Here is a 24,148-nt window from a genome sequence, read left to right as displayed (position 1 = left end):
CGTTCACAGCCGGAGGGCCCCGCCATGACCGCCACCGCCACCACCCGCGCCACCGTCGAGGAGCTGCTCCGGCGCATCGCCGAGGGGGATCCCGGGCGCATCGCCGAGCTGTACGCCGACGGGGCGGACTGGAAGGTCAACTGGCCGGAGGAGGAGCTCGGGCGGGCGGCGACACCGTGGATCCGGCACAAGGGCAGCCGGGCCGACGCGGCCGCGCACTACCGGGAGATCGGCGAGCACCACGTGCCCGAGGAGGCCGGGACGGTCGTCGAACGGATCCTCGTCGACGGGGACGACGCCGTCGTCATGGGCGAGATACGGCAGACGGCCCGGCCGACCGGGCGCGCGTACCGCGCGCGCTTCGCGCTCCATCTCACCGTCCAGGACGGGCTGGTGACGCGGCATCACGTCTACGAGGACAGCCTCTCCGTCGCGGAGGCGTTCCGCGGCTGACGCGCGGCGGCCGGGGCTCAGCGGCGGGCGTTCCGCGTCTGGCGCAGCGCCGCCACCTGCCGGTACAGCTCCGCCGCCTCGGCCGTGCGGCCGAGCTGCTCCAGGCAGTGGGCCTCGTCGTTGCGGCTGGCGAGGGCGTCGGGGTGGTCGGCGCCCAGGACGCGCTGGCGGGCCTGGGCGACGTCGCGGTAGACGGCCAGGGCGTCCGTCCAGCGGCCCAGCCAGCCGAGGCCGACGGCGACCTCGCGGCGGCTGACGAGGGTGTCGGGGTGGTCGGCGCCGAGCACCCGGGCGCGGATCGCGCACACGTCGCGGGCCTCGGCCAGGGCCTCCTCCCAGCGCCCCAGGCGGCCCAGGTTGACGCCGAGGCCGTGCCGGGCGCGCAGCGTGTCGGGGTGGGCGGGGCCCTGGACGCGGGTGCGGTCCTCGATCAGGGTGCGGTAGAGCTCCAGCGCCTCCGCGCTGCGGCCGAGGCGGCCGAGGCAGATGCCCGCCTCGTAGCGGGCGGCGAGCGTGTCCGGGTGGTCGGCGCCGAGCACCCGGGCGCGGGACGCCGCGACCTCGCGGTAGGTGCGCAGCGCCTCCTCCCACCGCTCCAACTGGCCCAGCGCGTAGGCGACTTCGTAGCGGGTGACCAGGGTGTCGGGGTGGTCCGGCCCCAGGACGCGCGCCCGCGCCGCCGCGACGTCGCGCGCCATGCGGTACGAGTCCTCCAGCCGCCCCAGTCTGCTGAGGCTGAACGCCAGGTTGTGCCCGCAGCGCAGGGTGTCGGGGTGGTCGGGGCCCATGATGCGCTCGCGGGCGGCCAGCACGTCCGCGTACACCTCGCGGGCCTCGAAGTGGCGGCCCAGCTGCCCGAGGACGTACGCCGTCTCCTGGCGCGCCGCGAGCGTGTCGGGGTGGTCGGCGCCGAGGACCCGGCTGCGGGCGGCCGCGGTGCGCACGAACTCCCGCAGCGCCTCCTCGGGGCGGCCGAGCCGGCTGAGCGAGAAGGCGACCTCGTAGCGGCTGGCGAGGGTGTCGGGGTGGTCCGGGCCGAGGAGCCGTTCGCGTTCGGCGACGACGGCCCGGTGTGCCTCGCCGGCCTCGGCCCAGCGGCCGGCGCGGCCCAGGCGGAGGCCGCCGCTGTGCCGGGCGGCGAGGTCGGCGAGCTGCTCGGGGGACGGGGGCGCGGCGGGCGGGGGGCGCTCCGCGCCGGCGGTCCGGGGCGCGGGGCGGCGCGGATCGACGGCGTGCGCCGGGTGCGGCACGGAGGGGCGCGGGACGGGGGCGGGCGGGGCGCCCGCGAGGGAGGCGCCGTGGCGTACGGCGGTCGCGCCCGGCGCCGTCCGCGCCGAGACCGCCGTCCGCCGTTCGGGCACGGTCCGCGGGCGGCCCGTGTCGGCCCCGCCGGGCGCCGGGGTGCGCGCGGCCGTCCCCGGCCCGGCCGGGCCGACGGGCACCGGCGGTTCGAACGGCGCGAGCGGCCCGTCCCCGTGCCGTCCCCACGGCGTCGTCCACGAGCCGGTCAGGGACGCCGCGGGATCCGGCGGAGCCGCCGGTACCGGGCCGGTGCCGGCGGCCTTGGAGCCGGTGGTCATGTGCCGGGCCCAGGCCGGCAGCCGGGGCTGCCCGTCCGGCCGGGAGACGGTCTCCCGGGGCGGGCGCGGCACCCCGTCCGACAGCGACATCGGCGACCGCGCGGCGAGCCCGGCCTCCCGGCGCGGCCAGGTGCCGGTGACGCGCCGGACGAGCTCGGTGGCGTCGTCCGGCCGGTCGTCCGGGTCCTTGGCGAGCAGGTCGAGCACGACGCGCTCGAACTCCTCGGGCAGCTCGGGGCGCAGCTCGCGCGGCGGCCGGGGCGCGGTGTCGCGGTGGCCGACGAGCACGGCCCACGCGTCGTCCATGTCGAACGGCGGCGCGCCGGTGGCGATCTCGTACAGCACGCAGCCCAGCGAGTAGAGGTCGCTGCGGTGGTCGACGCTGCCCGCGCCGATCTGCTCGGGCGACATGTAGTGCGGCGTGCCCATGGCGATGCCGGTGCCGGTGAGGCGGGCGGTGAAGCCGATGTCGTGCCCGAGGCGCGCTATGCCGAAGTCGCATATCTTCACGGTGCCGTCGGTGAGCCGCATGATGTTGGCCGGCTTGAGGTCGCGGTGGACGATGCCCTGGCGGTGGGTGTAGGCGAGGGCGGCGCCGACCTGCTCGGCGATCTCGACGACTTCGGGGACGGGGAGCGGGTGCTGTTTGTTGTCCTCCAGGAGCTGGCTGAGGTTGCGGCCGTCGAGCAGCTCCATGACGAGGTAGAGGACGCCGTCGCTCTCGCCGAAGTCGTGGACGACGGTGATGCCGCGGTGCTGGAGCGAGGCGGCGACGCGCGCCTCGCGGCGGAAGCGCTCGCGGAGCACCCGAAGGTAGGACGGCTCGTGCTGCGGTCCGAGCGGTTTGAGGCATTTGACGGCGACGTGCCGGCCGAGGGACTCGTCGCGGGCGCGCCAGACCTCGCCCATGCCGCCCCGCCCGATCCGGTCGAGCAGCTGGTACCGGCCCTGGATCAGCCTGGTCTCCGCCATCCTGCGCCGCCGCCCCCGTCGCTTCGCCGTGTTCCCCGGCTCCCTGCCGTGCTCCCCCGGCCCCCTCAAGTATGGCGGGCCGCCGGATCCGCTTGTAGGGCGACGGGAGCGGCTCACGGGGGCGCGCGGCGGACCTCCGGCACCTCCCGCGACGTCCCGGGGCTCCCGCGTGCGGCGGGACGGGCGTCCGCGTACGGCGACGGCCCGCCGCTCCGGGGAGTCGGCGGGCCGTGGTGGCGGGCGGTCAGCGGGCCGCGTGCCTGCGGTGGCGGCCGGGGCGGCGCGGGCCGCCCGGGCCCGGGACGCCGGCGTGGCCGCCCTCCTCGCGCGCCGCGATCTCCGCCTGCTCCCGCTCCAGCCCGAAGCGGTCCAGCAGCGGGGTGACCACCGGGATCCGGTCGAGCCGGGGCAGCAGCCAGGCGTGCCACACGCCGGTCATGAAGAGGATCGCCGAGCCGGCGACCAGCACCGAGCCGAAGGTGTCGGTCGGGTAGTGGGCGCCGATGTACATCCGGGAGAAGGCGACCAGCAGGACGGCGCAGACGCCCAGCACGGCGACGGTGCGGCGGTGGCGGGAGTCGCGGAAGAGGAAGTACGCGGCGACGGCGGCCGCGACCGTGAAGGCGGTGTGGCCGCTGGGGAAGCTGTTGGAGCCGATCTCGGGGTCGAGCGAGAACTGCCGGGGCGGCCGGTTCCGCGCCACGATCGCCTTGGCGATCTGCGTGCTGTTCCAGCCGACCGCGACCACGAGGAAGGTGGAGACCGCCGTGACCGGACGGCGCCGGACGAACAGCAGCCAGCCGCTCCACACGGCGAGGATGATCACGCCGGCCACCGGGGAGGCCAGGTAGCTGACCCCCTTCATGACGTCGTTGAGCCAGCCGGTGCGGGTGTTGGTCTGGATCGTCCGGTCCAGGTCCAGGTCGTGCGGCTGGATCAGCGAGGTGTGCGCGGCGACCAGCCCGAGCACGATCGCTGCCGCGAACAACAGGACGGAGTTGCGCAACCAGTGGCGCACGTAGGGCATGGGTGGGGCGTCCTTCGTATCGGCAGGGCGGCGCCGGGGCGGCTGCACGCACGGGATCACGAGTGGCTGCCGCGCCGAGGCGCCGAGGCGGTGGTGGCGCGGCCGTACGTCAAAAAGTACACGCGGGAGAGGGTGGGCCCCCAAGCCCGGTCACCCGGGGCCGACGCAGGGCGACGGGTCCGTCACGGCGCGTCGTCGAGGAGTCCGCGCGCCACGGCGGTCTCCCGCACGGCGCGGTAGAGGGCGGTGAGCGTCCCGCTGACGCCGACCCTCGGCAGCTGGAGCCGGTCGAGGGCGGCGGCGTCCGCGCCGACGTCCGCCCAGCCCTGCCCGGTCAGGCAGCGCATCAGCGCCGGGTTGAGCCGGTCCACCCCGCGCACCAGGCGCGCCTCGGGCGTCGCGCCGCGCTCGTACTCCTCCCGCAGGGCGAGCAGTTCGGCGCCGAGCCCGCCGGGCAGGCCGGCGAAGCGCCGCCGCGCGACCTCCTCCTCGGCCCGGGCCTTCGCCGCCTCCCCGGACCCGTCCCGGTGCCAGGCCGACGGGTCGCCCGCCTCGATCTCCACGACGTCGTGCAGCAGGCACATCTTGATCATCCTGCCGAGGTCGAGCGGGTGCCCGCACTCCTCCTCGAAGCGGGCGTGCAGCGTCCAGCAGACCATCGCCAGGTGCCAGGAGTGCTCGGCCACGCTCTCCCGGCGCGACGGGGTCGCGTTGTTGTGCCGTTCGACCTCGCGGAGGCGGGCGGTGAAGGTGATGAAGTCGTGCAGACGGCGCAGGTCGGCGTCCATGCGGCTCCCCGGGGTGCGGTGGATCACCGGCATCCTAGACTCCGCCGGATGGAGCGGAAGGTCTTGGTCGGGGCGGGGTGCGCGGCGGGGGCGGCGGTGGCCGCCGCGGTGACGGACGCCGGCTGGACGGCGCGGGTCACGGTCGTGGTCGCGGCCTGTGTCGCGTCGGCGGCGTACTGCCGGTGGCCGCGTGACGGACGGCGGCTGGTGCGGTCGGCGGTGCTGGTGGCGTCGGTGACCGCGCTCGGCACGGCGGCGTTCGTCGCGGGAGGCGCGGGCGGCGGGGGCGGCGGGGGCGGCGGGGAACGGCTCGTGGCGGCCGTGCGGCTGGCGTTCGTCGAGTACGCGGCCGTGGCGGCCCTGGTCGTGCTGGTCACGCGCGCGCTGCCGGCGCGGCGTTCGGTGCCCGTCGCGGGGCTGCTGGGGGTGGCCGGGTCCACGGTGCTGCTGAGGGCCGGGGCGTACGACGGGGTGCTGGAGGCGGCGGGGCAGAGCGCGTTCCTCGCCGTCGGGCAGGCGGGGGCGGGGGCGCTCGGTGCCGCGCTGTACGCCGCGCGCACGCGCCGCGAGCGGAGCGTACGGGAGGCGCGCCGGGCGCAGCGCCTCGAACTGGCGCGGGATCTGCACGACTTCGTCGCCCACGACGTCTCCGGGATCGTCGCGCTCGCCCAGGCCGCGCGGGTCGTCCACGAGGCGCGGCCGGATCAGGTGCCCGCGCTGCTGCGGCGGATCGAGGAGGCGGGCGTGCGGGCGCTGGGCTCGATGGACCGTACGGTGCACATGCTGCGCGACGACGCGGACGCCGCCCCCGGCGGCGAGCGGTCCGCCGCCTACGGGCTGGCGGACGTGCCAGGCGTCGTGGACCGCTTCCGCTCCTCCGGGTCGCCCGGGACCGAGCTCGAACTCGCCCTGACCGAGCGGCAGATCGCCGCCGTGCCCCGCGAGACGGCCGCCACCGCCCACCGGGTCGTCGTCGAGGCGCTGACCAACGTGCGCCGGCACGCGCCCGGCGCGGAACGGGTGCGGGTCGTCCTGGCGGCGGCGGACGGGGGCCTGTGCGTTTCGGTGACCGATTCCGGACGCGCCGTGGCCGGCGGCGGCCGACGGCACGGCGAACGGCACGGCGGCGGGCTCGGCCTGTCCGGGCTCGCGGAGCGCGTGGAGGCGCTGGGCGGGTCGCTGACGGCCGGGCCGTGGGACGGCGGCTGGCGGCTGCGCGCGCGATTCCCGGCGGCGTAGGGTCGTCGGCGGGCGACTGCTCGTCCTCGGCGGCACCTCGTTCGTGGGCCGCGCCCTCGTGACCGAGGCGCTCCGGGCCGGCTTCTCCGTGTCCCTCTTCCACCGGGGCCGCACCGGGACCTCCCTCTTCCCCGGCGTCCCCCGGCTCCTCGGCGACCGGGACACCGGCGACTACGCCGCGCTGCGCGGCGGCGGGCGGTGGGACGCGGTCGCCGACGTCAGCGGCTTCCTGCCGCGGCCCGTCGGGCAGGCGACGGACGCGCTCGGTGATCGGGCCGGGCGGTATCCGTTCGTCTCCAGTCACGCCGTGTACGAGACGGACGGTCTGGCGCCCGGTTCGGACGAGTCCGCTCCGCGGCGGCGGCCGGGGCGGGGCCTTCCAGGCGGTGGGGCCCGAGCGGCCCGTGACGCTGGGCGGTCCGATCGAGACGTGCGCGCGGGTCGCGGGCGCCTCGGTCGAACTGGTGCGCGCGCCCTCCTCCGCCGCGCCGCCCCTGTTCCCCCTCGTACGGGACTGCCCGCCCGCGCAGCAGCGCAGCGCCGCCCGCGCCCGGGCGGCCGGGCTGCCGGCGACGCTGCTGGAGACGACGGTGCGGGACGTACGGGCGTGGGACCGGGGGCGCGGGGAGCCGGAGTTGTCGGTGGGCTTCTCGCCGGAGGCGGAGAGCGCGCTGCTGTCCGGCCGGTGGGGCCGCGCCCCGGCCCGGGTCACCCCGCCACCCGCACCACCGTCTTCCCCGGGACCTTCCCCTTGCCCAGGAACGCCTCCCGCACCTGCTCCAACTCCCGTACCGCGCCCACGCGCGGCACCAGCCGTCCCTCCCGCACCCATTCCGCCAGCTCGGCCAGCTGGTCGCGGTCCGGCTCGACGACGAAGAAGACCGCGCGGCCGTCGGCGGGGCGGACGGTGGGCGGGGCGGCGACGGTGACGAGGGTGCCGCCGGGGCGGACGAGGGCGGCGGAGCGGGCGAGGACGTCGCCGCCGATGACGTCGAGGACGACGTCGGCCGGGCCCGTCTCGTCCTCGAAGCGGCCTTCCAGGACGACGAAGCGGTCGGCGCCGGCCTCCAGGGCCGCGGCGCGGTCGCGTGCGCGGCCGGTGCCGACGACGACGGCGCCGGCCCGGCGGGCGAGCTGGACGGCGGTGTGGCCGACCGCTCCGCCGGCGCCGTGGATCAGGGCCGTCTGACCGGCCCGCAGACCGCCGTGGTCGAAGAGGGCCTGCCGGGCCGTGAGACCGGCCATGGGCAGGGCGGCGGCCGTGACGTGGTCGATCGTGGCCGGGAGGGGGGCGAGGTTGCGGGCCTCGACCGCCACGTACTCGGCCAGGCTGCCGTCCCGGGTCCAGTCGGTGAGGCCGAAGACCCGCTGGCCGACCGTCAGGCCGGTGGTGCCGTAGCCGAGTTCGGCGACCTCGCCCGAGACCTCGTGTCCGGGGACGACGGGGGTGCGGTCGCGGCCGGCCCGGTCCTGCCAGGTGCCGGGCCAGTCGAGCTCACCGGGGGTGAACGAGGCCGCGTGGACACGGACGACGACGTCGTTCTCGGCCGCCTTCGGGTAGGGGGCCTCCTCGACGACCAGCGCCTCGGCCCCCGCCCGCTCATGCATGCGCACCGCTCTCATCGATCGGATCACCCTCCTCGGTCGACACACACGTGCCAGGAGCATCGCACGCCACCCCCGCCCCGCCGCCGCAGGCTCAGCCCCGCCCGCACCGCACGCACCGCCCCCGCCGCCGCAGGTAGTACGCCAGCGTCGCCGCGCCCAGCGCCACGCCCCACAGCGCCCAGAAGACGCCCGGTCCGTTGGTGGCCCACAGCTCCCAGTCCATGTGCCGGAGGTTCATCAGACCGCCGGGGACGAGGACCAGGGCCACGACGGAGGCCGGGACGATCGCCGTCGCGGGGTGGACACGGCGGCCCGCCTTGCGGAGGACCCAGCGGGGCCAGACCTCGCCCCAGCGGCCGACCAGGCCATGGGTCAGCAGGCCGCCCGCGGTGGACAGGACCCCGAGGCCCAGGCCGATCTCCAGCATGTACGGGGTGCTCCGCATGTCGTCCAGGAACTCCCGCGTGATGCCGAGCGGCCAGCCGGCGTACCAGGCGAGGCGGGTCACGTCGTAGGGGACGGACGACAGGACGGCGGTCCACACCGCCCAGCGGCCCCAGCGGCGGGCCGCCTCCGGCGTGGCCCAGCGGGCCGCCGCGTGCCGGCCCCGCCCGCAGTGGGCGCACACCCCGCGGGTGCGCCGCTGGTAGGCCAGGGCGGCCGCGCCCCACAGCAGGCCGCCGACGAAGAGGATGATCAGGTTCCCCCGGTGCCAGTAGAGGATGTCGCCGATCCCGTCCTGCGGGCCGGGGACGCCGGTGAAGGCGAAGACGACCAGCAGGGGCGAGAAGGCCAGCAGGCCCAGCAGCGAGTAGTCGGGCAGGACCAGGGCGAGCGTGACCGCGTTCGCCCAGGCGAAGGCCAGCAGGGCGGTGCGCCGGCGGCCCCGGCCGCGTCCGAGGGCCATCAGGACGCCGGCGACCGCGCCCGCGGCGCCGACCGCGGCGATGACGGGCCCGGCCACCGCCGCCCGGCTCGGCTCCAGCAGCGAGGCGGACGCCCGCTCCTCGGCGACCTGCGCGAAGGGGTAACCCCCGCCGCCCGCCGCCCAGTAGACCCCGGCCGCCCCGTACAGCAGGGACCACAGGGCCGCCGGCCATGCGGACCACACAGGCCACCGCGACCACCACGTGCCCTGCTCCCGCCGGGGTGTTCCCGTCTCGTCCATCGCGCCTCTCCCCGTTCCCCGCCCCGGTCCCTCCGGTGCGGTCACCAGCCTTCCGCGCGCGGAGGTGCGGGCACATCTGCCGATCGGCAGACTCGGGGCGGTGCGGGACGGGCCCGGGTCGGCCGTCCGGGAGAGGGCACCGCCCGCTACGGTGTCGATCATGACGATCCGCATACTTCTCGCCGACGACCAGGAGGCGGTCCGCATCGGCTTCCGGCTGATCCTGGACGCGCAGCCGGACATGGAGGTCGTCGGCGAGGCCGAGGACGGGCGGCAGGCGGTCGAACTCGCCCGCAGGCTGCGGCCGGACGTCGTCCTGGCCGACATCCGCATGCCGCACAGGGACGGGCTGGAGGTGACGCGGATCCTCGCGGGACCGGACGCCGCGGAGCCGGTGCGGGTCGTCGTCGTGACGACCTTCGACCTGGACGAGTACGTCCACGCCGCCCTGCGGGACGGTGCCTGCGGGTTCCTGCTCAAGCGCTCCGGCCCCGCGCTGCTCGTGGAGGCGGTGCGCGCCGCGATGGCCGGGGACACGCTCATCAGCCCGTCGGTCACCGTGCGGCTCCTGCGGCACCTGCGCGCCCCCCGCGGCGTGACGGCGACGGAGGAACTCACCGGGCGCGAGGCGGAGATCGCACGGCTGGTCGCCCGGGGCCTGACCAACGCGGAGATCGGCGGCGAACTCTTCATCTCCCCGGGCACGGTGAAGACCCACATCGCCCACATCCAGCGCAAGCTCGGGGCCCGCAACCGGGTCGGCGTCGCGGCCTGGGCGTGGGACAACCGGCGCGCGGACTGAACTCCGCGCCGCCGGGCGTCAGGACGGGCCCCGCTCCCCGGGCCCCCGGTCGTGCACCAGCACCGGCGGCTGGGGGTCGGGGTCGGACGGGCGCGGCCCCTCCGGGCCGTCCGGCCCCACGCGGACGAGCCGTTCGACCCGGACGACGCGGAACAGCCGGTCCACGACCCGCAGTTCGCCGGCGCGCTCCGCGTCGAGCCGGTCGGCGGCCCGCGCGTAGGCGGCCCGTTCGCGGGCGTCGAGCCGCCGCGTCACCGGGGCCATCACCCGCAGGTCCACCGCGAGGGTGTCACGGGCCGCCTGCGGGTTCCTGCTGCCGCCGGTGACCGGCTCCCACCGGTTCCCCACCCGCTCGGCGATGAGGAACGCGGCGGGGAGCAGCACCCCGCCGGGGTGCGTGTGCGCCGCCCGCACCGAGTCGTCGCGCACGTCGGCCGGCACGGTGCCGGGCCGCCGGACGAGGGAGAGCAGCTCCGCCTTGAGGAGACCCTCCGCGACGCCGGTGGTCGTGGCCGTGTCGAGGACGAAGCCGTCGACGGGGTCGGGGATCCGGTGGCCGTGGCCCGGTGCTGCCGGGTCGGGGTCGGAGGGGCGCGGCGGCTCGGGGCCGTCCGGCCCCATGCGGACGAACCGCTCGGCGCGCACGACCCGGTGGCGGACGCCGCCGACGGTCAGGTCGTCGACGGCCTCCCGGTCCAGGAGCCCGTAGGCGGCGGCGCACTCCTCGTGCAGGGCGCGGTCGCCGGTGGCGCGCGCGTCCTGCGCGAGCCTGCGGAAGTGCGAGGCGAGGGTGTCCCTGGCGTCCTGCGGGGCGTGGTCGCCGAGGTGGGAGAGGACGGTCCAGCCGCCCTCGGCGCGCTCCCGGGCCACGCCGAACACCGCGCCGCCGGCGCCCAGGACCTCCGGGTAGCCGTCGCGGGCCCGCCACGCCTCCTCGTCGGCCAGGGCCGCGACGGGGGCGGCCGGCACGACCGTCCGGGCCTGCCGGTAACCGGGCATGTGCTCACTGTGATCGGACATGCCCCCAGGATGGCGTGCCGGCGGGGCCTGCGCAGCGGAACGGCGCCATGACGGCCCGCCATGTCCCTTGGCGGGCCGCGGCGTTGGGCGGCCGGGGGATCCCCGGGCCGCACGCGCTTTCAGGACGTCCGGAGCGTGTGCCCGTACCGCTCCCTGAGGCGGTCGAGCCGGGGCTCCCCGAACCGCGCGCGCAGCGCCGCGAAGGCGGCGGCCTTCTCCGCGCCGAACCGGCCGAGGGACGCGCCGCAAACGTCCGCCGTGAGGAACGCGGGAGGGGTCGACTTGGTGTGGAACTTGTCGGCGTACATCACCAGTTGCTCCTCCCCCGTCTCGGCCAGGTAGTCGGCGACGGGCAGGTCCAGCCCGTGCGCCCGGACGTCCTCGCGGCTGATGCCGACGCCCGTGTGGCAGGAGCAGAACCGGCACAGCCGCTCCGGGAACCCCTCCTCCCGCAGGATCCCGTGGCCGAGCAGGCCGTGCCGGAGGTACCGGGTGGTGTCCAGGCGCCCGTCGCCGTCGAAGAGCCGGTAGACGCCGATGTCGTGCACCAGGGCGCCCACGCGCACGAGTTCGGCGTCGAGCCCGTGCCGGCCGTCGGCGGCCAGGAGGTGCAGGGCGATGTCGCGCACGATCTCGCAGTGCGTGTGGACGAGTTCGAAGGCGGCCCGGGTCGGGGCGTGCTTCTCGTGCAGGGCGCGGATCTCGGCGTCGGTGGGGAGGCGGGTCGTGGTCACCGGGGAACCGTAACCGGCCCGGCCCGCCCCCGGCCACCGGCCCCGTCACGTCCTCCGCAGGGACATGGCCTCCGCGACGGCCGTCTGCACCGGGTCCGGCGTCTCCTTGCCGTCCTCGACGTCCCAGAGGACGTTCTGCAGGACGCGCCCCAGGGTCCAGCCCGCGGCCCGGTCCCGCTCCAGGCCCAGCAGTTCGGTCAGCAGGTCGAAGCGGCGCAGGACCGCGCGGGTGACGTCGCCCGTCGCCACCACCGCGTCCCACCGGTTGTCGAGAGCCGGGAGCAGGTCGAAGCCGGGGTCGCCGGCGAGCGGTTCGGGGTCGATGGCGAGCCACGGTTCGCGCTCCCCGGCGAGGACGTTGTCGTGGTGCAGGTCCCAGTGCAGGAGGCGGTCGCCGGCGCCACCGGCGTCGCCGAGGAGTTCCGCGACGGCGGCGGCGCAGCCGCGTACGACCTCCCGCCCCTCCGGGGCGGGCAGCGCCGCGAGGGCGGCGGGGACGTCGTCGAGCATCGCGCCGGCGATGTCGGAGAGCCTCCGCAGTCCCGGGGGTGCGGGGACGGCGGTGAGCCGGGCGAGCAGTCCGCCGAGGACGGCCGTGGCCGTGTCGTCGTCCTCGACCGAGGACAACGGCCGTGCGGCGTCGAGGCGTTCGAGGAGCTGCGTGCCGGTCGGCTCGTCGTGCTCCAGCAGCCGGACGACGCCGTCGCCGTTCCACGCCCGCAGTCCGGCGGCCGTGCCCGCGGTCTCCTCCCGCACCTGCTGGAGGCGGAGGACCGCGGGGGTGCCGTCGTGGCGGACGACGGGCAGGACGAGCGAGGCCATGCCGTGGGCGGACGGCCCGTCGGGGCGCAGGCCCCAGCGGTCCAGGAACGCGGCGCCGAGCCGGGGCAGGCGGGCGAGCCAGGCGCGTTCGCCGGGGCCGTGCGCGCCGTAGGAGGCGATGAAGGTGTCGGGGACGTCGACGAGTCGGGTGGACGAGTGCACGGGAAGGGCTCCTTCGGGGCCGGGGGTCGGAGGTGACACGGCGGACGAAGGAGTGCGCGGAGGGGCCCGGCTGCCGGGCGGGCGTCAAAGCACGTCCGCAGCCTAACCGACCCGTCCCGCGCGGCCGCCCCGGGGGGCGGTGAGCACGGCCGCCGGCAACGGGCGGGACGGCGCGGGCGGTTCACGAACGGGCGGCGCCCGCCGGGCACGTGGCCGACGGATATGTCGGCCGGGCTCTCCTCGAACGCCGACGTCCGTGCCACTATGTCGGGTTATGGCGCAGGGCGAGGACGACATACGGCACGGTGTGCGCGTCACGGCTCCGGGGGAAGTGCGCGAAGAGGACCTCGCGTCGCTGGAGACCTGGCTCAAGGACGAGCCGGAGCTGACGGAGCGGGTCCGGGTGCGGCGCACCGCCCGCCGGGCGGAGCCCGGCGTTCCGATGGCGCCCCAGCTGGACATCCTGCTCGAATGGCTCGGCGGCGCCGCGACCGGTGAAGTCCTGCGCCTCGCCACGGAGTCGATCAGGGAGTGGCGCACGAGCCGGCGGGCGCTGGGGGATCCGGATCCGCCCGACTTCCGGGCGGGGCCGGACGATGAGCGGGACTGACGCCCATGTCCGGATCCGGCCGGCCCCGGCCCGTCAACCGCGCGCTGCTCGTCTGCGTGTCGCGCTACGCCCGCGAAGGGCCGCGCGCCTGGACGGACTTCCTGGGGGACATCGCGGCCGTCGAGCAGAATCTGGCGGCCCTGGAAGCGGTGTTGCGCGAGGGCGGTGTCTTCACCCACGTCGAGCGGCTCTCCTCGCCGGACGCCCGGGAGTTCGAGCACCGGCTGGGCGAGGCGCGGGACACGACCGACGGGCTGCTGCTCCTGTATTTCGCCGGGCACGCCATCGTCGACACCTACACCACCGAACGCGGCCGGCTGCTCCTGGGGTCGGCGGACGCCAAGGTGGAGAACGGCCCGGCGTTCGCGGGCTGGATCGGCTGGGAGCACGACGTCCTGCACCGGCTGCGCGTGTGGCCCCACAAGCCCCGTCACACCGTCGTCGTCCTCGACTGCTGCTACGCGGGCAACGCGGCCGCCGCCTGGGACCGGCTCGACCCGCACGACCAGCGCCGGATCTCCCTCCTGCTGGCGGTGCAGCAGAACCAGCGCATCGACGCGGGCGATCCGGCCACCCCGACCCCGTACACGGCGCGGCTGGCCGAGGCCCTGACGCCGGGCGGGGACGGTCCGGACGAGGACGTCACCGTCGGCGTGCTGCACCGGCGCCTGGTGGACGGGCTGGCCTCCGAGCGGACCAAGGGCGGCAGGGAATGGGTGCCCCAGCGCTGCTGGCGGGAGGAGGGCGAGGGGATCGTCCTCCTGCCCGGGCGGCACCCCGTCCGGGAGCCGGAGCCCGAGCCCGGACCCGATGCCCGCTCCTGGCGCCCTCCGTCGTGGCCGTGGCAGCGCCGGCACCTGGCCGCCGCCGTCCTCGCGCTCGCCGCCGCCCTGTCGCTGCTGGTCTGGTGGGTCCTCGATCCCTCCCGCGGGCCCGGCCCCGCCGCGTCCTGCGCGCACCATCCGCCGCTGGAGCTGCGCGTGTCGGCCGATCCGGACCTGGCGCCGGCCGTCCGCCGGGCCGTCGACGGCTTCCTCGCGTCGGAGGCCGACGAGGACGGGGACCACTGCCGCCGCACCGGCGTCACCGTCTACAGCGCCGGGTCGGCCGAGACCGTGGACGCCTTCCGCACCCAGTACGGCGAGTGGGCGCGCGGCAGTTCGTCGGGCGTCAACCCGGTGGGCGGCGTCGGGCCGCAGCCGGACGTGTGGATCCCGGCGACGTCGGCGAGCGCGCGCCGGGCACAGGACGAGACGGGCAACCAGCAGTCCGTCCTCTCCCTGGAGTTCGACGCGGGACGCCCGCTGGCCCGGACGCCCCTGGTGCTGCTGGTGCCCGAGCCGCTGGCCGAGCCGGCACACGCCCGCACGGGCCGCGGGCTGGCCGAGCTGACGGCGGCGATGACGCGGAAGGCCAGGGGGGCGCGGGTGCGCCGGGCCGACCCCCGCCACACCGACGCCGGGCTCGCCGCGACCGCCGGGCTCTACCGGACGGACACCCCGCGCGCCGTCGAGAAGCGGCTGCGGGAGCCGGGCGACCGCTCCCGGCCGGCCGACGGGAGGACCGTGGTGTGCGGGCTGGCCCGGGGCGACCGGGACACCGACCGGCGCACCGCGGTCCTCGTCGCGGAACCCGTCCTCGGCCGGTACCGCGGCTGCGCCGGGCAGACGGGCGTGGCGCGGGTGGCCGAGTACCCGGCCGACGTGCCGGCGCTGGACCCGGTGTTCGTCCACGTTCCGCTGGAACGACGCGCGCCGGGACGAGGACGAGCGCGAGCGGGCCGTCCGGCGGTTCCGCGACTGGCTCGCGTCGCCGGACGGCCGGGCGGCGTTCCGGGCGGAGGCGTTCCGTCCGGCGCCGGCCCACGGCGCGCCCTCCGTGGCGCCCGCCGGGCTGCCGGCGGACCCCGGCCCGCCGCCCCGGCCGCTGACCGCCGAGGAGGCCGCGGGCACGCTGGAGCGGTACCGGCAGGCCACCGCCGCCGGCCGGGTCCGCTTCCTGATCGACAGCTCCGGTTCGATGAACCGGTGGTGGGACGGGGCGAACGGCGTCCGCGAGATCGTCCAGCAGGCCATGACGCGGTTCGGGCCCGAGGACACCTACGGCGTGTGGGGCGTCGCCTCCGCGGGGGACGGCCCGCCCTACCGCGAGCTGCTCGCGTTCGGCACCCACGGCTCGTCGTCGCGGGCGGCCGGCCGGGACGACCAGGAGAAGGCCGCCGAGGCGGCCCGGAGGGTCGCCGCCGCGACGCCCGAGATGTCCCAGGAGGCCGATATCGGCGGGGCGTTGCGCGCGGCGCTGGACGGCATGCCGCACGGCGGCGAGGACGACGGGCACCCCCGGCTCGTCGTCCTCGTCACCGACGACGAGGACAACGACCGTCTGGACGCGGCCGGCCGGGACGCCCTCGTGGCGTTCGCGCGCGAACGGAAGGTGCCCGTGCTGATGGTCTCGTTCGACTCCGGCGGCTGCCTGGCGGGCCGCCTGGACCTGCGCGTGGCCGAGGCGAGCGGCGGCCGGTGCGTCGACGCCCGCGACGACCTGGCGAAGGAGCTGTCCGCCGAGGTCGCCGAGGTCGCGCAGGGACATCCGTAACAGGCGGCGACGGTACGACGGGGGCGACAGGGATGGGACGTCCGGTGTGGTGGGTACGGTCACTGGTCTGGTGCGCCGCCGCCCTGCTGCTCGGCGCGGCCGCCTGCACCGGCGGCGGCGGTCCCGACCGGCGGGCCACGGGGCGGCCCGTGACCGGGACGCAGCTGGTGATCGCCACCGGTCTGGACGTCACCGGCAAGTACGGCATACGCAAACGGCTGGTCGACGCGTGGAACGCCCTCCAGGAGAAGCGGGGCTCGCCCTGGCGCGCGCGGGCCGTCCTCCTGCCCGGCTCCGCCGACCTCCAGCGCAGCCAGCTGCTGGCGGCGCTCCAGTCGGGCGGCGCCGCCTACGACATCGTCAACCTCGACGTCACCTGGGTTCCGGAGTTCGCCGCGGCCGGGCTCGTACGGGAGCTGCCGGCGGAGTTCGCCGACGACGAGGACGTCCTGCCCAAGGCCGCGGCCACCGCGCGCTGGCGCGGCAAGGTCTACGCCGCGCCCTACAACAGCGACGCCGGCCTGCTGTACTACCGCCGCGACTACCTGACGCGGGGCGCGGGCGTCGACGAGGACAAGATCCGCGGCGCGCGGACCTGGGACGGGCTGTCGGAGCTGATGGACACCGCGGACGCCTGGGCGCGCGCCGAGAAGTCGGACCGCAAGGGCGACTACCACAACGCCTGGACCAGCCAGCTCGGCCCCTACGAGGGGCTCACCGTCAACGCCGCCGAGGCGTTCGCCTCGGCCGGCGTCAGGCTGACCGACGACGACGGCGCCTACCGCGCGACGACCGGCGAACTGGAGAAGGGCGTGGCCGAGTTCCGGCGCCGCACGGAGAGCGCGCACACCCTCGACAGCGCCTTCGAGTCCGACGAGGCGGGCTCGCTCAAGGACTTCGCCGAGGGCCGCACCGCGTTCCTGCGCCACTGGCCCTACGCCTACCGCACGCTCCACGCCGCCCTGGGCGAGGACCGGCTGGGCGTCGTCCCGCTGCCGGGCACCGCCGCGCTGGGCGGACAGGACCTGGCGGTCTCGGCGAACCCCGCCATGCCCGCGGAACGGGTGGCGAAGGCGCGGGAGCTGGTCGGGTTCCTCACCGACCGGACCAGTGAACGCTGCCTGCTGGACGCCGGGTTCGCCGCGACCCGCCGCTCCGCCTACACCGACCCGGCCGTCGCCTGCGGGGACGGCCGCCAGGACCCCGCCGCGACCCGCCCGGCGGAGGGAGCCGCACGGGACATGCCGCGCGACGCCGACGGGCGCCCCCGGTACGCCCGTTCCACCCTCCTGCCCGCCCTGGAGTCGGCGGTCCAACGCCCGCGCACCCCGCTCTACGGGGCGTTCACCCACACCTTCACCACGCAGCTCGCGCTGCTGCACACCTCGGCGGAGGCCCGGTCGGCGACGGACGAGGAGATCGCCCGGCGGCTGGACGCGGCGCTCCGCGCCGTCCTGCCCTCGGGATGAGCCCCGCTCGCGCCGACAGCCCCCGTTCCCGTCAACCGGCCGCGCCCGGCCGGCCGGCCCGACAGCGCCGCCGCGTGCGCCGAGGAGGCCCGGACGCGGATCCGCGCGTGACAGGCTCGGCCGTGCCCGTCCCGCCAGGGCGGCCCGAACCGCCCGTCGCGGTGCCGTCGGCGACAGGGGGGACCGCCACCTGACCGGGCCCCTCAGCGGGTGGCGCTGGACCACCTCGACCCGTGGGCGGCCGCCACCGCGCACGACGATCTGGCCGTCCCCCACCGGGAGTCCGGGGAGGGGAGGGCCGCGGCCCAGGCGGCGGCGGAGGCCCGGCGCCGGCACGCCGCGCCGGCCGCCCGCCCGGCGGCGGGCCGGCCGGGCCGCGCCCGCCGTCGCGGGGCCGCGGTGCGCCCCCGGGCGGAGTTGACGCGCACCGCGTGACCGCGGGCGGCCGGCGCGGGCGGACGGAGCGCCGGGAGGCGGGGGTTACGTCCGTCCGGGAGCGAGGACGGTCGGGGAACGGGCCGGTCAGGGCGTGAGGACCCACTTCTGGTTGGCCGCCCCGTTGCAGTCCCAAATACCCAGCTGCGTCCCGTTCGTCGTGTCGAAGCCGAGGTCGTCGAGGCACTTGCCGGTGAGGACGTTCCTCAGCGACCCGTCGGCCTGGGGAACCCACTGCTCGGCCTGGCTGCCCACGCAGTCGTAGATCTCGACCTTCGTCCCGTTCTCGCTGCGCCCCCAGACGACGTTGAGGCACTTGCCGAGGGCGCGGACCGTGCGGTCGGAGCCGAGGGTCCACCACTGGGCGGCGGTGCCGTTGCAGTCGTAGATCTGCACGGGGGTGGCGTTCTTGGCGCTGCCGTGCCGGACGTCGACGCACTTGCCGCCGTAGCCGACGAGCCGGCCCTGCTGCCCCGTCACGCCCACGACCACCGGGTTGATGGTCTTGGTCGCGTACGAACGGGGCTTGGTGCACAGGGCCTTCGAGGTGCCGTCGCCGGTGACGACGTCGCCCGCCGTCCAGTAGGTGACCGGCTGGTCGCCGACGAGGTAGAAGCAGGCGGCCTCGATGCGCCACATGATGCCCGGCGCGACCCCGGTGCAGCTCCCGAAGGCGGCGGGACCGTCGTGGTGGGTCCGGCAGCTGCCCGGGCTCTCGGCGTGCGCGGTGGCGGCGGGCAGGACGGCCGCGGCGAAGACGGCCAGCAGGGCCGTCAGCAGGGCGGCGGCGATGCGTCTCATGGTGGTGCTCCTTCCGTTGACAGCTGTCGATCGGTCGGGCTCTCGAACCGGGGCGCAGCCTGCTCGACACCCGCACCCCCTGTCAACTACCGTGAAGAAAACGGCCGCTTCCTTCACATCAGCTGTGATCACATCGCAACCGGGGGACGGGGGCGGTCGGTTACCATGCCGGGGCGAACGGAGGTGGGGCCGTGCCGGAGGCCGAGAGCCAGTCCCAGACACTGGCGGAACGGATAGAACGCCTTTTCCGGACGGTCCGCCGCCCGGACCGCACCCCGTACAGCAACGAGGAAGTGGCCCGCGCCTGCCGGGAGTCGACCGGCGAGACCTTCTCCGCGACGTACCTGTGGCAGCTGCGCACCGGGCGCCGCGACAACCCGACGAAGCGTCACCTGGAGGCCCTGGCCGCCTTCTTCGAGGTGCCGGTCGCGTACTTCTTCGACGACGCGCACGGCGCGCCGGTCGCCGAGGAGGTCGCCCTCCTCTCCGCCATGCGCGACGCGGGCGTCCGCGACGTCGCCCTGCGCGCGGTCAACCTGTCGCCCGACGGCCTGGGCACCGTACGGGACTTGATCGACGCCATCGCGCGCCGCGAGGCCGAGCGGCGCGGGCAGGCGCCGTGACGCCGCGCCCGTCCTGGCGCGCGCTGCGCGCCCGGCGCCGCTGCCGTGCGCTGGCCGCCGGGCTGGAGCTGCCCGTGCCGTTCGACGCGGCCGCGCTGGCCGCGGCGGTGGCGCGCCGCCGGGGCAGACCGGTCGAACTGATGCCGACCGCCTGGCGGCCGGGCCTGCCCTGCGGCCTGCTGATCAGCGCCGAGCAGGCCGACTACATCGTCTACGTGGCCGACACCCCGCCGCTGCACCGCGCGCACATCCTCGTCCACGAACTGGCCCACCTGCTGTGCGGGCACCGCGGCACGGCGTCCGGGGAGCTGCTGCCGCATCTGCCGGCCGGGCTGGCCGGCCGGGTCCTGGGCCGGACGGTGTACTCCGCACCGCAGGAGCGCGAGGCCGAGTTGCTGGCCTCGCTGATCCTCCAGCGCGCGGTGTGGACGGACTCCCCCGCCGCGCGCCCCGATCCGTTCCTCGGCCCCGCGCCCCGCACGGGCCGGCCATGACGGACCTCCTCGCCTTCCTCGGCGGCCTGGCCCTGATCGCCGTGGGCCTGGGGCGCCGGGCGGCGCTGCGCGGGCGGACCTCCGGCCCGGCCCTGCGCCAGGCGCACCGCTTCGCCCTCTGCCTGGGCGCCGCCCTGCTCGTGCTGGCCCCGGCGAGCGCCCTGGCGGTGGAGCGGGCGGTCGGCGTACCGGGGCTGCCGATGCTGCTGGGGGACATGCTGCGGATGCTCGCGGTCGCGTGTCTGGGCCTGCTCGCGGGCGGTCCGGTCCGGCGCCGGGCGGCGGCCGCGTCCCTCGTCCTCCTGGCGCTCCCGGCGCTGTTCGCCGCGGCCCGCCTGGACCACGCCGACGGCCACCTCTTCGTCCCCGACGGCCACCGTCCGGCCCTGGCCGCCTACGACGCGGTGCTCGTGCTCTACCCGGCCCTCCAACTGGCCGCGCTGTGGCGGGCGGTGGGGCGCCGGGCCCGCCGGGCGGCACCGGGCCCGCACCGCACCGGGCTGCGCCTGCTCGCCGCCGCCACGGCCGCCGGGCTGGTCTGGACGGCCTGGGGCCTCGACGACGTCCGGCTGGCCCTGCTCACGGGCCGGCAGACGGACGGCGACGACACCGTCTCCACGGTGCTGGGCCTGCTGTGCGCGGCGCTGGTGGGGGCCGGGGGCAGCGCGGCGGCGTGGCCCGCCCTGCGGCACCGCCGGTGGTGCCGCCGTACGTACCGGGCGCTGGGCCCGCTGTGGTCGGCGCTGCACCGGGCCTTCCCGGAGACGGCCCTTCCGGGCCCCCGCCGGCCCCTCCGCTTCGCCCTCTACCGCCGGGTCATCGAGATCCACGACGGCCTGCTCCTCCTGCGCCCGCACCTCCCGCCGCCCGCCCCGGGCACCGACGCCCCGCACGTGGCGGCCGCCCGGATCGCCGCGGCCCTGCGCTCGCCGGCCGCGGCACCCGGCTCCCCGCCCGCCGGGATCGCCCTGACACCGGCCGCGGACCCCGACGAGGCCGCCGCCCAACTGGCCGCCGTCTCCCGCGCGTTCGCCCGCCTGGCGCCGCCGTCCCCCCGGAGCGGGCGACGCCGCGCCACCGCCTCCCCCGCCCCCGCAGGAAAGCCCTGATGCGGTGCCGGCCCCAACGGGGGACGCCCCTGGCCGGCACGGAACCGCGGCTCCGCCTCGGTCCCGCCCCCAGCTAAACCCCCGTCCGCAAAGCCGCGGGAAGCGATCACCCGTCACCTAGGTTGAGTGATCAAGTGATCCATCCGCGCGGGCGCCACCGGGGCGCCGGGAAGAGGGGGACGACGTGTCAGCGGAACAGGCGGCCGCGCCGGACACCGGTGCGGCCGAGGCGGCCGTCCAGGAGGGGCGGCTCCGGCGGGACCTGGGGTTCTGGGCGCTCACGGCCATCGGCTTCTCCAACATCGTCGGTTCGGGCTGGCTGTTCGCGGCGATGTACGCGGCCCGCGCCGCGGGCCCCGCGTCGCTGCTGACCTGGGCCGGCGCCGGGGTGCTGTGCGGGCTGGTGGCCCTGGTGATGATCGAGCTGGGCGCCTCGCGGCCCGAGGGCGGCGGCACGGTGCGCTGGCCGCTGTACGCCTCGGGACGGCTCGTCGGGACGGTGGTGGGCTGGTCGGTGCTGCTGTCGGTGGGCGGCACCGCGGCCGAGATCAGCGCGATCATGCAGTACGCCGACCACTACCTGCCGGACCTCTACCACGGCCACCTCCTCACCCCCACGGGCCTGGGGGTCGCCGTGGGGCTGAGCGTCCTGCTGACGGCGCTGAACTGGTTCGCGGTGCGCACGTTCGCCCGGCTGAACAACCTGGTGTCCATCTTCAAGATCGCCGTTCCGGTGGTGACGGTGATCGCCCTGTTCGCCTCCGGCTGGCACTCCGGCCGCCTGACCGACCACGGGGGATTCGCGCCGTACGGCTACGCCGCCTGTCTGTCCGCCCTGGCCGGCGGCGGCATCGTCTACTCGGTCAACGGCTTCCAGGCGCCCCTCGACTTCTCCGGGGAGACCCGCAACCCCCGCCGCACCATCCCCGCCTCCGTGCTCACCGGCATCGGTCTGGCCCTGCTGATGTACCTGGCGCTCCAGGCGGCCTTCCTCTTCACCGTTCCCGAGGGTCTCCTGGGCGACGGCTGGAAGGGCGTGAACCTCGAGTCGCCGTTCGGCCAGCTCGCCCTGATCCTCAACCTCCACTGGCTCTCCAGCCTGCTGTACGCCGACGCCGTGCTGTCGCCCGGCGGCTCGGCGTACGTCGGGGTGGCCCTCAACGCCCGCCACACCTACGCGCTCGCCAAGAACCGGACCCTGCCCCGGGCCCTGATGACGGTCGACCGGCGGTCGGGCATCCCGCACCGGGCGCTGGCGCTGAACCTCGCGGTCATCGTGGTCTTCCTGCTGCCGTTCTGCGAGTGGCAGCGCATCGTCAGCATCATGGGCGACATGTACCTGCTGATCTACGCGGCCTCGGCCGTGGCGGTCGCCGTCTTCCGCGCCGACCCGGGCACGCCCATGGCGGGGTGGGTGCCCGGCCTGCGCTGGATCGCTCCCCTGAGCTTCGTCGTGGCCGGTGAGTTCGTCTACTGGTCGGGGTGGCACGACCTGCGGCTGGCCCTGCCCCTCGTCCTGGCCGGCCTGCTGATCTTCCTGGGCATGCGCCGCGCCGCCCAGGACGGTTCGCTCGCCGTCGAACTGCGGGACGGCGCGTGGCTGCTGTGCTACCTGGCGGGCCTGACCCTGCTGTCGTGGCTGGGCACCTTCAAGGGCTCGGGCCGGCTGCCCGCGCCCTACGACTCCCTCGCCGTCGCCCTCTTCTCCCTGGCCGTCTTCTCCTGGGCCGTGCGCTCGGGCGTCCGGCACCGCGCGGCGGCCCGCGGCGCCCGGTAAGGGCCCCTGGCAGGCGCTCCGGGCAAAGCCTCCTGACAACGGCTCCCGGTGACGGCTCCCGGTGACGGCCGCGCCCGGGTTTGACCGGGCCGGGACGCGGTATGCGCAGGACCGAGTCTTCGAAGACGACCCGAGGTCCCCCTGTATGACAGCCACGTCCGAACCAGACAAGGCCGACGACGGATCCGCCGGCATCCCGGTGTCCCGCGTCCTGGCGGCGGCCCGCGACCAGCTCGCCGAACTGGCGGGACTGCGGCCCGGGTCCGTCTCCGGCTTCGAACGGACACCCGAGGGATGGACGGTGGAGATCGAGGTGGAGGAGATCCCGCGCGTCCCCGAGACGACGAGCGTCATGGGGCTCTACGTGGTGACCCTCGACCGCGGTGGCGCCCTCACCGGCTACCGCCGCGCCCGCCGCTACGAACGCGGGCGGACCGACCCCTGACGTTCGCCGCCGGCCACGAGAGGAGTGCCCGCCATGAGCGTTGTCCCGGCGCAGCGGTCCGGGGGTGCGGGCGGCACCAGCGGCCTGTACGACGTCCTCGAACTCGTCCTCGACCGCGGCCTGGTCATCGACGCGTTCGTCCGCGTCTCCCTGGTCGGCATCGAGATCCTGAAGATCGACGTACGGGTCGTCGTCGCCAGCGTCGACACCTATCTGCGCTTCGCCGAGGCGTGCAACCGCCTCGACCTGGAGGCGGGCCCGCACCGCAGCGCCGGCCTGCCGGAGCTGGTGGGAGACGTCACCGAGAGCGGCGCCCGCGGCAAGAGCAAGGGCGTGCTCTCCGGCGCCGCCCGCGCCGTCTCCGACGCCGTCCAGCAGGTGCGCGGCGACGGCGAGCCGGCCCGGACCCGCCGGACCTCCTCGCGCGGCGGGAAGGAGAAGGAGGAGGACCAGTGAGCACCTACGTCTACGGCATCACCCACGAGGGGTGCGCGCTCCCCGAAGGGCTCACCGGCGTCGGCGAACCCCCGTGCCCCGTCCGCCTGGTGACCGGCTCCGGGCTGGCGGCGGTGGTCAGCGACTGCCCGGAGGACCTGCGGCCCAAGCGCCGCGACCTGCTGGCCCACCAGCGGGTGCTGTCCGAGGCGGGCCGCGCCGCCGCCGTCCTGCCCCTGCGCTTCGGCAGCGTCTCCGAGGGGGACGAGGACGTCCTCGACACGCTGTCCCGCAACGCCGACCGCTACCGCTCGCAACTGGAGCGGCTCTCCGGCCGCGTCGAGTACAACGTCAAGGCCGTGCACGACGAGGAGGCGGTGCTCCACCTCGTCCTCGCCGAGGACGCCCGGCTGCGCGCCCTCGCCGAGGCCAACCGGAAGGCGGGCGGCGGCTCGTACGAGGACCGGCTGCGGTTCGGGGAGCAGGTCGCGGAGGCGGTCCGCTCCCGCGAGGCGTGGGACGCCGACCTGGTGCGCGACACCCTCGAACCGCTGGCGGAGGGCTGCCGGCCCGGCCCGGAGAGCGGCGGCTGGTTCCTCAACCTCTCCTTCCTGCTGGCGGAACCGGCCGCAGAGCGGCTGGTGACCACCGCCGACCGCCTGCGCCGGGCCCATCCACAGCTGGACCTCACGGTGACCGGCCCGCTGCCGCCGTACAGCTTCGTCGACTCGTGATGCTGTTCGTCGGCTGGGTCCTGCGCCGGCTCCTCGCCGAGGCCGAGCGGATCTTCTACGACCCGGCCGCCGTCCAGGCCGAACTCCGCGCCCTGGAGGAGGAATTGGCGGCGGGCCGGCTGGACGGCGAGGAGTTCGACCGGCGCGAGGACGCGCTGCTGGACCGGCTGGAGGAGGCGCGGCGGCGCTCACCGCCGGGCTGACGGACGGGCGATGCGGATGACCCGAACGAGGCGGAGGAGTACG

24 protein-coding genes and 1 pseudogene are annotated in these 24,148 nt (G+C 76.4%); 16 read left to right on the top strand and 9 right to left on the bottom strand.

From position 1 onward, the window contains the following. Nucleotides 1–24: 24 nt before the first annotated feature. Complete coding sequence (locus AC230_RS12160) at nucleotides 25–453, top strand: nuclear transport factor 2 family protein (RefSeq protein ID WP_049716161.1); 429 nt, start codon at nucleotides 25–27, stop codon at nucleotides 451–453. A 17-nt stretch (nucleotides 454–470) separates the two neighbouring features. Here the strand turns inward: AC230_RS12160 and AC230_RS12155 are convergent, their stop codons facing one another. From AC230_RS12155 to AC230_RS12145, 3 genes are all read right to left on the bottom strand, one after another. Further along, complete coding sequence (locus tag AC230_RS12155) at nucleotides 471–3,005, bottom strand: serine/threonine-protein kinase (protein WP_049716160.1); 2,535 nt, start codon at nucleotides 3,003–3,005, stop codon at nucleotides 471–473. Nucleotides 3,006–3,249: 244 nt separating this feature from the next. After that, nucleotides 3,250–4,032, bottom strand: a complete 783-nt coding sequence (locus AC230_RS12150; RefSeq protein ID WP_049716159.1) for a phosphatase PAP2 family protein — start codon at nucleotides 4,030–4,032, stop codon at nucleotides 3,250–3,252. Nucleotides 4,033–4,214: 182 nt separating this feature from the next. Next, complete coding sequence (locus AC230_RS12145; protein WP_049716158.1) at nucleotides 4,215–4,853, bottom strand: HD domain-containing protein; 639 nt, start codon at nucleotides 4,851–4,853, stop codon at nucleotides 4,215–4,217. Nucleotides 4,854–4,868: 15 nt separating this feature from the next. Between AC230_RS12145 and AC230_RS12140 the strand changes: the two genes are divergently transcribed. Continuing rightward, nucleotides 4,869–6,059: a sensor histidine kinase gene (locus AC230_RS12140; protein WP_049716157.1), complete on the top strand. Its 1,191-nt coding sequence runs from the start codon at nucleotides 4,869–4,871 to the stop codon at nucleotides 6,057–6,059. 708 nt (nucleotides 6,060–6,767) lie between these two features. Here the strand turns inward: AC230_RS12140 and AC230_RS12135 are convergent. Both AC230_RS12135 and AC230_RS12130 read right to left on the bottom strand, forming a co-directional pair. After that, nucleotides 6,768–7,682 carry an NADP-dependent oxidoreductase gene (locus tag AC230_RS12135; RefSeq protein WP_078871175.1) on the bottom strand — a complete coding sequence of 305 codons (915 nt, stop codon included), beginning with the start codon at nucleotides 7,680–7,682 and terminating at the stop codon, nucleotides 6,768–6,770. A 76-nt stretch (nucleotides 7,683–7,758) separates the two neighbouring features. After that, nucleotides 7,759–8,835, bottom strand: coding sequence for a hypothetical protein (locus AC230_RS12130; RefSeq protein ID WP_049716156.1), 1,077 nt, complete (start codon nucleotides 8,833–8,835; stop codon nucleotides 7,759–7,761). A 160-nt stretch (nucleotides 8,836–8,995) separates the two neighbouring features. Here AC230_RS12130 and AC230_RS12125 point away from each other — a divergent pair, with 160 nt between their 5' ends. Beyond that, entirely contained in the window at nucleotides 8,996–9,637 is a 642-nt protein-coding gene (locus AC230_RS12125; RefSeq protein ID WP_049716155.1) for a response regulator, read from the top strand. An 18-nt stretch (nucleotides 9,638–9,655) separates the two neighbouring features. Here the strand turns inward: AC230_RS12125 and AC230_RS12120 are convergent, their stop codons facing one another. The 3 genes from AC230_RS12120 to AC230_RS12110 form a co-directional block, all read right to left on the bottom strand. Further along, nucleotides 9,656–10,657, bottom strand: a complete 1,002-nt coding sequence (locus AC230_RS12120; protein ID WP_157868559.1) for a DUF5954 family protein — start codon at nucleotides 10,655–10,657, stop codon at nucleotides 9,656–9,658. 119 nt (nucleotides 10,658–10,776) lie between these two features. After that, on the bottom strand, nucleotides 10,777–11,391 hold the full coding sequence (locus tag AC230_RS12115; protein WP_049716154.1) for an HDIG domain-containing metalloprotein: 615 nt from the start codon (nucleotides 11,389–11,391) through the stop codon (nucleotides 10,777–10,779). Nucleotides 11,392–11,436: 45 nt separating this feature from the next. Further along, nucleotides 11,437–12,375: an aminoglycoside phosphotransferase family protein gene (locus AC230_RS12110; protein ID WP_049716153.1), complete on the bottom strand. Its 939-nt coding sequence runs from the start codon at nucleotides 12,373–12,375 to the stop codon at nucleotides 11,437–11,439. 274 nt (nucleotides 12,376–12,649) lie between these two features. On the opposite strand from AC230_RS12110, the gene AC230_RS12105 reads away from it, so the two are divergent. From AC230_RS12105 to AC230_RS12080, 5 genes and pseudogenes are all read left to right on the top strand, one after another. Beyond that, nucleotides 12,650–12,985 carry an effector-associated constant component EACC1 gene (locus AC230_RS12105; RefSeq protein WP_049716152.1) on the top strand — a complete coding sequence of 112 codons (336 nt, stop codon included), beginning with the start codon at nucleotides 12,650–12,652 and terminating at the stop codon, nucleotides 12,983–12,985. A gap of 5 nt (nucleotides 12,986–12,990) precedes the next feature. Beyond that, nucleotides 12,991–14,475: pseudogene (locus AC230_RS34670) on the top strand (substrate-binding domain-containing protein); the annotation flags it as partial. Nucleotides 14,476–14,863: 388 nt separating this feature from the next. After that, a complete protein-coding gene (locus tag AC230_RS33645) occupies nucleotides 14,864–15,580 on the top strand; it encodes a vWA domain-containing protein (protein ID WP_049716149.1) in 717 nt (238 codons plus the stop codon). Nucleotides 15,581–15,612: 32 nt separating this feature from the next. Continuing rightward, nucleotides 15,613–17,049, top strand: coding sequence for an extracellular solute-binding protein (locus AC230_RS33640; RefSeq protein WP_049716148.1), 1,437 nt, complete (start codon nucleotides 15,613–15,615; stop codon nucleotides 17,047–17,049). A gap of 210 nt (nucleotides 17,050–17,259) precedes the next feature. Then, entirely contained in the window at nucleotides 17,260–17,484 is a 225-nt protein-coding gene (locus tag AC230_RS12080; RefSeq protein WP_049716147.1) for a hypothetical protein, read from the top strand. Nucleotides 17,485–17,571: 87 nt separating this feature from the next. Here AC230_RS12080 and AC230_RS12075 read toward each other — a convergent pair whose 3' ends face one another. After that, nucleotides 17,572–18,285 (bottom strand): RICIN domain-containing protein, encoded by a 714-nt coding sequence (locus AC230_RS12075; RefSeq protein ID WP_049716146.1) that lies wholly within the window; start codon nucleotides 18,283–18,285, stop codon nucleotides 17,572–17,574. A gap of 191 nt (nucleotides 18,286–18,476) precedes the next feature. Between AC230_RS12075 and AC230_RS12070 the strand changes: the two genes are divergently transcribed. The 8 genes from AC230_RS12070 (at nucleotide 18,477) to AC230_RS12035 (ending at nucleotide 24,105) form a co-directional block, all read left to right on the top strand. Continuing rightward, nucleotides 18,477–18,908 carry a hypothetical protein gene (locus AC230_RS12070; protein ID WP_049716145.1) on the top strand — a complete coding sequence of 144 codons (432 nt, stop codon included), beginning with the start codon at nucleotides 18,477–18,479 and terminating at the stop codon, nucleotides 18,906–18,908. After that, the gene (locus AC230_RS12065; RefSeq protein WP_049716144.1) at nucleotides 18,905–19,402 is read left to right on the top strand and encodes a ParH-like protein; all 498 of its coding nucleotides are present in this window, start codon (nucleotides 18,905–18,907) and stop codon (nucleotides 19,400–19,402) included. The genes AC230_RS12070 and AC230_RS12065 overlap by 4 nt, the downstream gene beginning before the upstream one ends. Next, complete coding sequence (locus tag AC230_RS12060; RefSeq protein WP_049716143.1) at nucleotides 19,399–20,511, top strand: MAB_1171c family putative transporter; 1,113 nt, start codon at nucleotides 19,399–19,401, stop codon at nucleotides 20,509–20,511. The genes AC230_RS12065 and AC230_RS12060 overlap by 4 nt, the downstream gene beginning before the upstream one ends. Nucleotides 20,512–20,695: 184 nt before the next feature. Next, nucleotides 20,696–22,288 (top strand): APC family permease, encoded by a 1,593-nt coding sequence (locus tag AC230_RS12055; RefSeq protein WP_049716142.1) that lies wholly within the window; start codon nucleotides 20,696–20,698, stop codon nucleotides 22,286–22,288. Between the two features lie 145 nt (nucleotides 22,289–22,433). Continuing rightward, the gene (gene gvpO, locus AC230_RS12050; RefSeq protein ID WP_049716141.1) at nucleotides 22,434–22,733 is read left to right on the top strand and encodes a gas vesicle protein GvpO; all 300 of its coding nucleotides are present in this window, start codon (nucleotides 22,434–22,436) and stop codon (nucleotides 22,731–22,733) included. 33 nt (nucleotides 22,734–22,766) lie between these two features. After that, nucleotides 22,767–23,189: a gas vesicle structural protein GvpA gene (locus AC230_RS12045; RefSeq protein WP_049716140.1), complete on the top strand. Its 423-nt coding sequence runs from the start codon at nucleotides 22,767–22,769 to the stop codon at nucleotides 23,187–23,189. Beyond that, nucleotides 23,186–23,902 carry a GvpL/GvpF family gas vesicle protein gene (locus AC230_RS12040; RefSeq protein WP_049716139.1) on the top strand — a complete coding sequence of 239 codons (717 nt, stop codon included), beginning with the start codon at nucleotides 23,186–23,188 and terminating at the stop codon, nucleotides 23,900–23,902. The genes AC230_RS12045 and AC230_RS12040 overlap by 4 nt, the downstream gene beginning before the upstream one ends. After that, on the top strand, nucleotides 23,902–24,105 hold the full coding sequence (locus tag AC230_RS12035; RefSeq protein ID WP_049716138.1) for a gas vesicle protein GvpG: 204 nt from the start codon (nucleotides 23,902–23,904) through the stop codon (nucleotides 24,103–24,105). The genes AC230_RS12040 and AC230_RS12035 overlap by 1 nt, the downstream gene beginning before the upstream one ends. Nucleotides 24,106–24,148: the final 43 nt, after the last annotated feature.

Origin of the sequence: Streptomyces caatingaensis (assembly GCF_001187435.1) — a bacterium.
Classification (GTDB): Bacteria; Actinomycetota; Actinomycetes; order Streptomycetales; family Streptomycetaceae; genus Streptomyces; species Streptomyces caatingaensis.
This window is presented reverse-complemented; position numbering and strand designations above follow the sequence as displayed.

Excerpts from the sequence above, each read along its gene's own strand:
- AC230_RS12160 (WP_049716161.1), top strand. The coding sequence starts at position 25 with ATGACCGCCACCGCCACCACCCGCGCCACCGTCGAGGAGCTGCTCCGG.
- AC230_RS12155 (WP_049716160.1), bottom strand. The coding sequence starts at position 3,005 with ATGGCGGAGACCAGGCTGATCCAGGGCCGGTACCAGCTGCTCGACCGG.
- AC230_RS12150 (WP_049716159.1), bottom strand. The coding sequence starts at position 4,032 with ATGCCCTACGTGCGCCACTGGTTGCGCAACTCCGTCCTGTTGTTCGCG.
- AC230_RS12145 (WP_049716158.1), bottom strand. The coding sequence starts at position 4,853 with ATGCCGGTGATCCACCGCACCCCGGGGAGCCGCATGGACGCCGACCTG.
- AC230_RS12140 (WP_049716157.1), top strand. The coding sequence starts at position 4,869 with ATGGAGCGGAAGGTCTTGGTCGGGGCGGGGTGCGCGGCGGGGGCGGCG.
- AC230_RS12135 (WP_078871175.1), bottom strand. The coding sequence starts at position 7,682 with ATGAGAGCGGTGCGCATGCATGAGCGGGCGGGGGCCGAGGCGCTGGTC.
- AC230_RS12130 (WP_049716156.1), bottom strand. The coding sequence starts at position 8,835 with ATGGACGAGACGGGAACACCCCGGCGGGAGCAGGGCACGTGGTGGTCG.
- AC230_RS12125 (WP_049716155.1), top strand. The coding sequence starts at position 8,996 with ATGACGATCCGCATACTTCTCGCCGACGACCAGGAGGCGGTCCGCATC.
- AC230_RS12120 (WP_157868559.1), bottom strand. The coding sequence starts at position 10,657 with ATGTCCGATCACAGTGAGCACATGCCCGGTTACCGGCAGGCCCGGACG.
- AC230_RS12105 (WP_049716152.1), top strand. The coding sequence starts at position 12,650 with ATGGCGCAGGGCGAGGACGACATACGGCACGGTGTGCGCGTCACGGCT.
- AC230_RS33640 (WP_049716148.1), top strand. The coding sequence starts at position 15,613 with ATGGGACGTCCGGTGTGGTGGGTACGGTCACTGGTCTGGTGCGCCGCC.
- AC230_RS12075 (WP_049716146.1), bottom strand. The coding sequence starts at position 18,285 with ATGAGACGCATCGCCGCCGCCCTGCTGACGGCCCTGCTGGCCGTCTTC.
- AC230_RS12060 (WP_049716143.1), top strand. The coding sequence starts at position 19,399 with ATGACGGACCTCCTCGCCTTCCTCGGCGGCCTGGCCCTGATCGCCGTG.
- gvpO (WP_049716141.1), top strand. The coding sequence starts at position 22,434 with ATGACAGCCACGTCCGAACCAGACAAGGCCGACGACGGATCCGCCGGC.
- AC230_RS12045 (WP_049716140.1), top strand. The coding sequence starts at position 22,767 with ATGAGCGTTGTCCCGGCGCAGCGGTCCGGGGGTGCGGGCGGCACCAGC.
- AC230_RS12035 (WP_049716138.1), top strand. The coding sequence starts at position 23,902 with ATGCTGTTCGTCGGCTGGGTCCTGCGCCGGCTCCTCGCCGAGGCCGAG.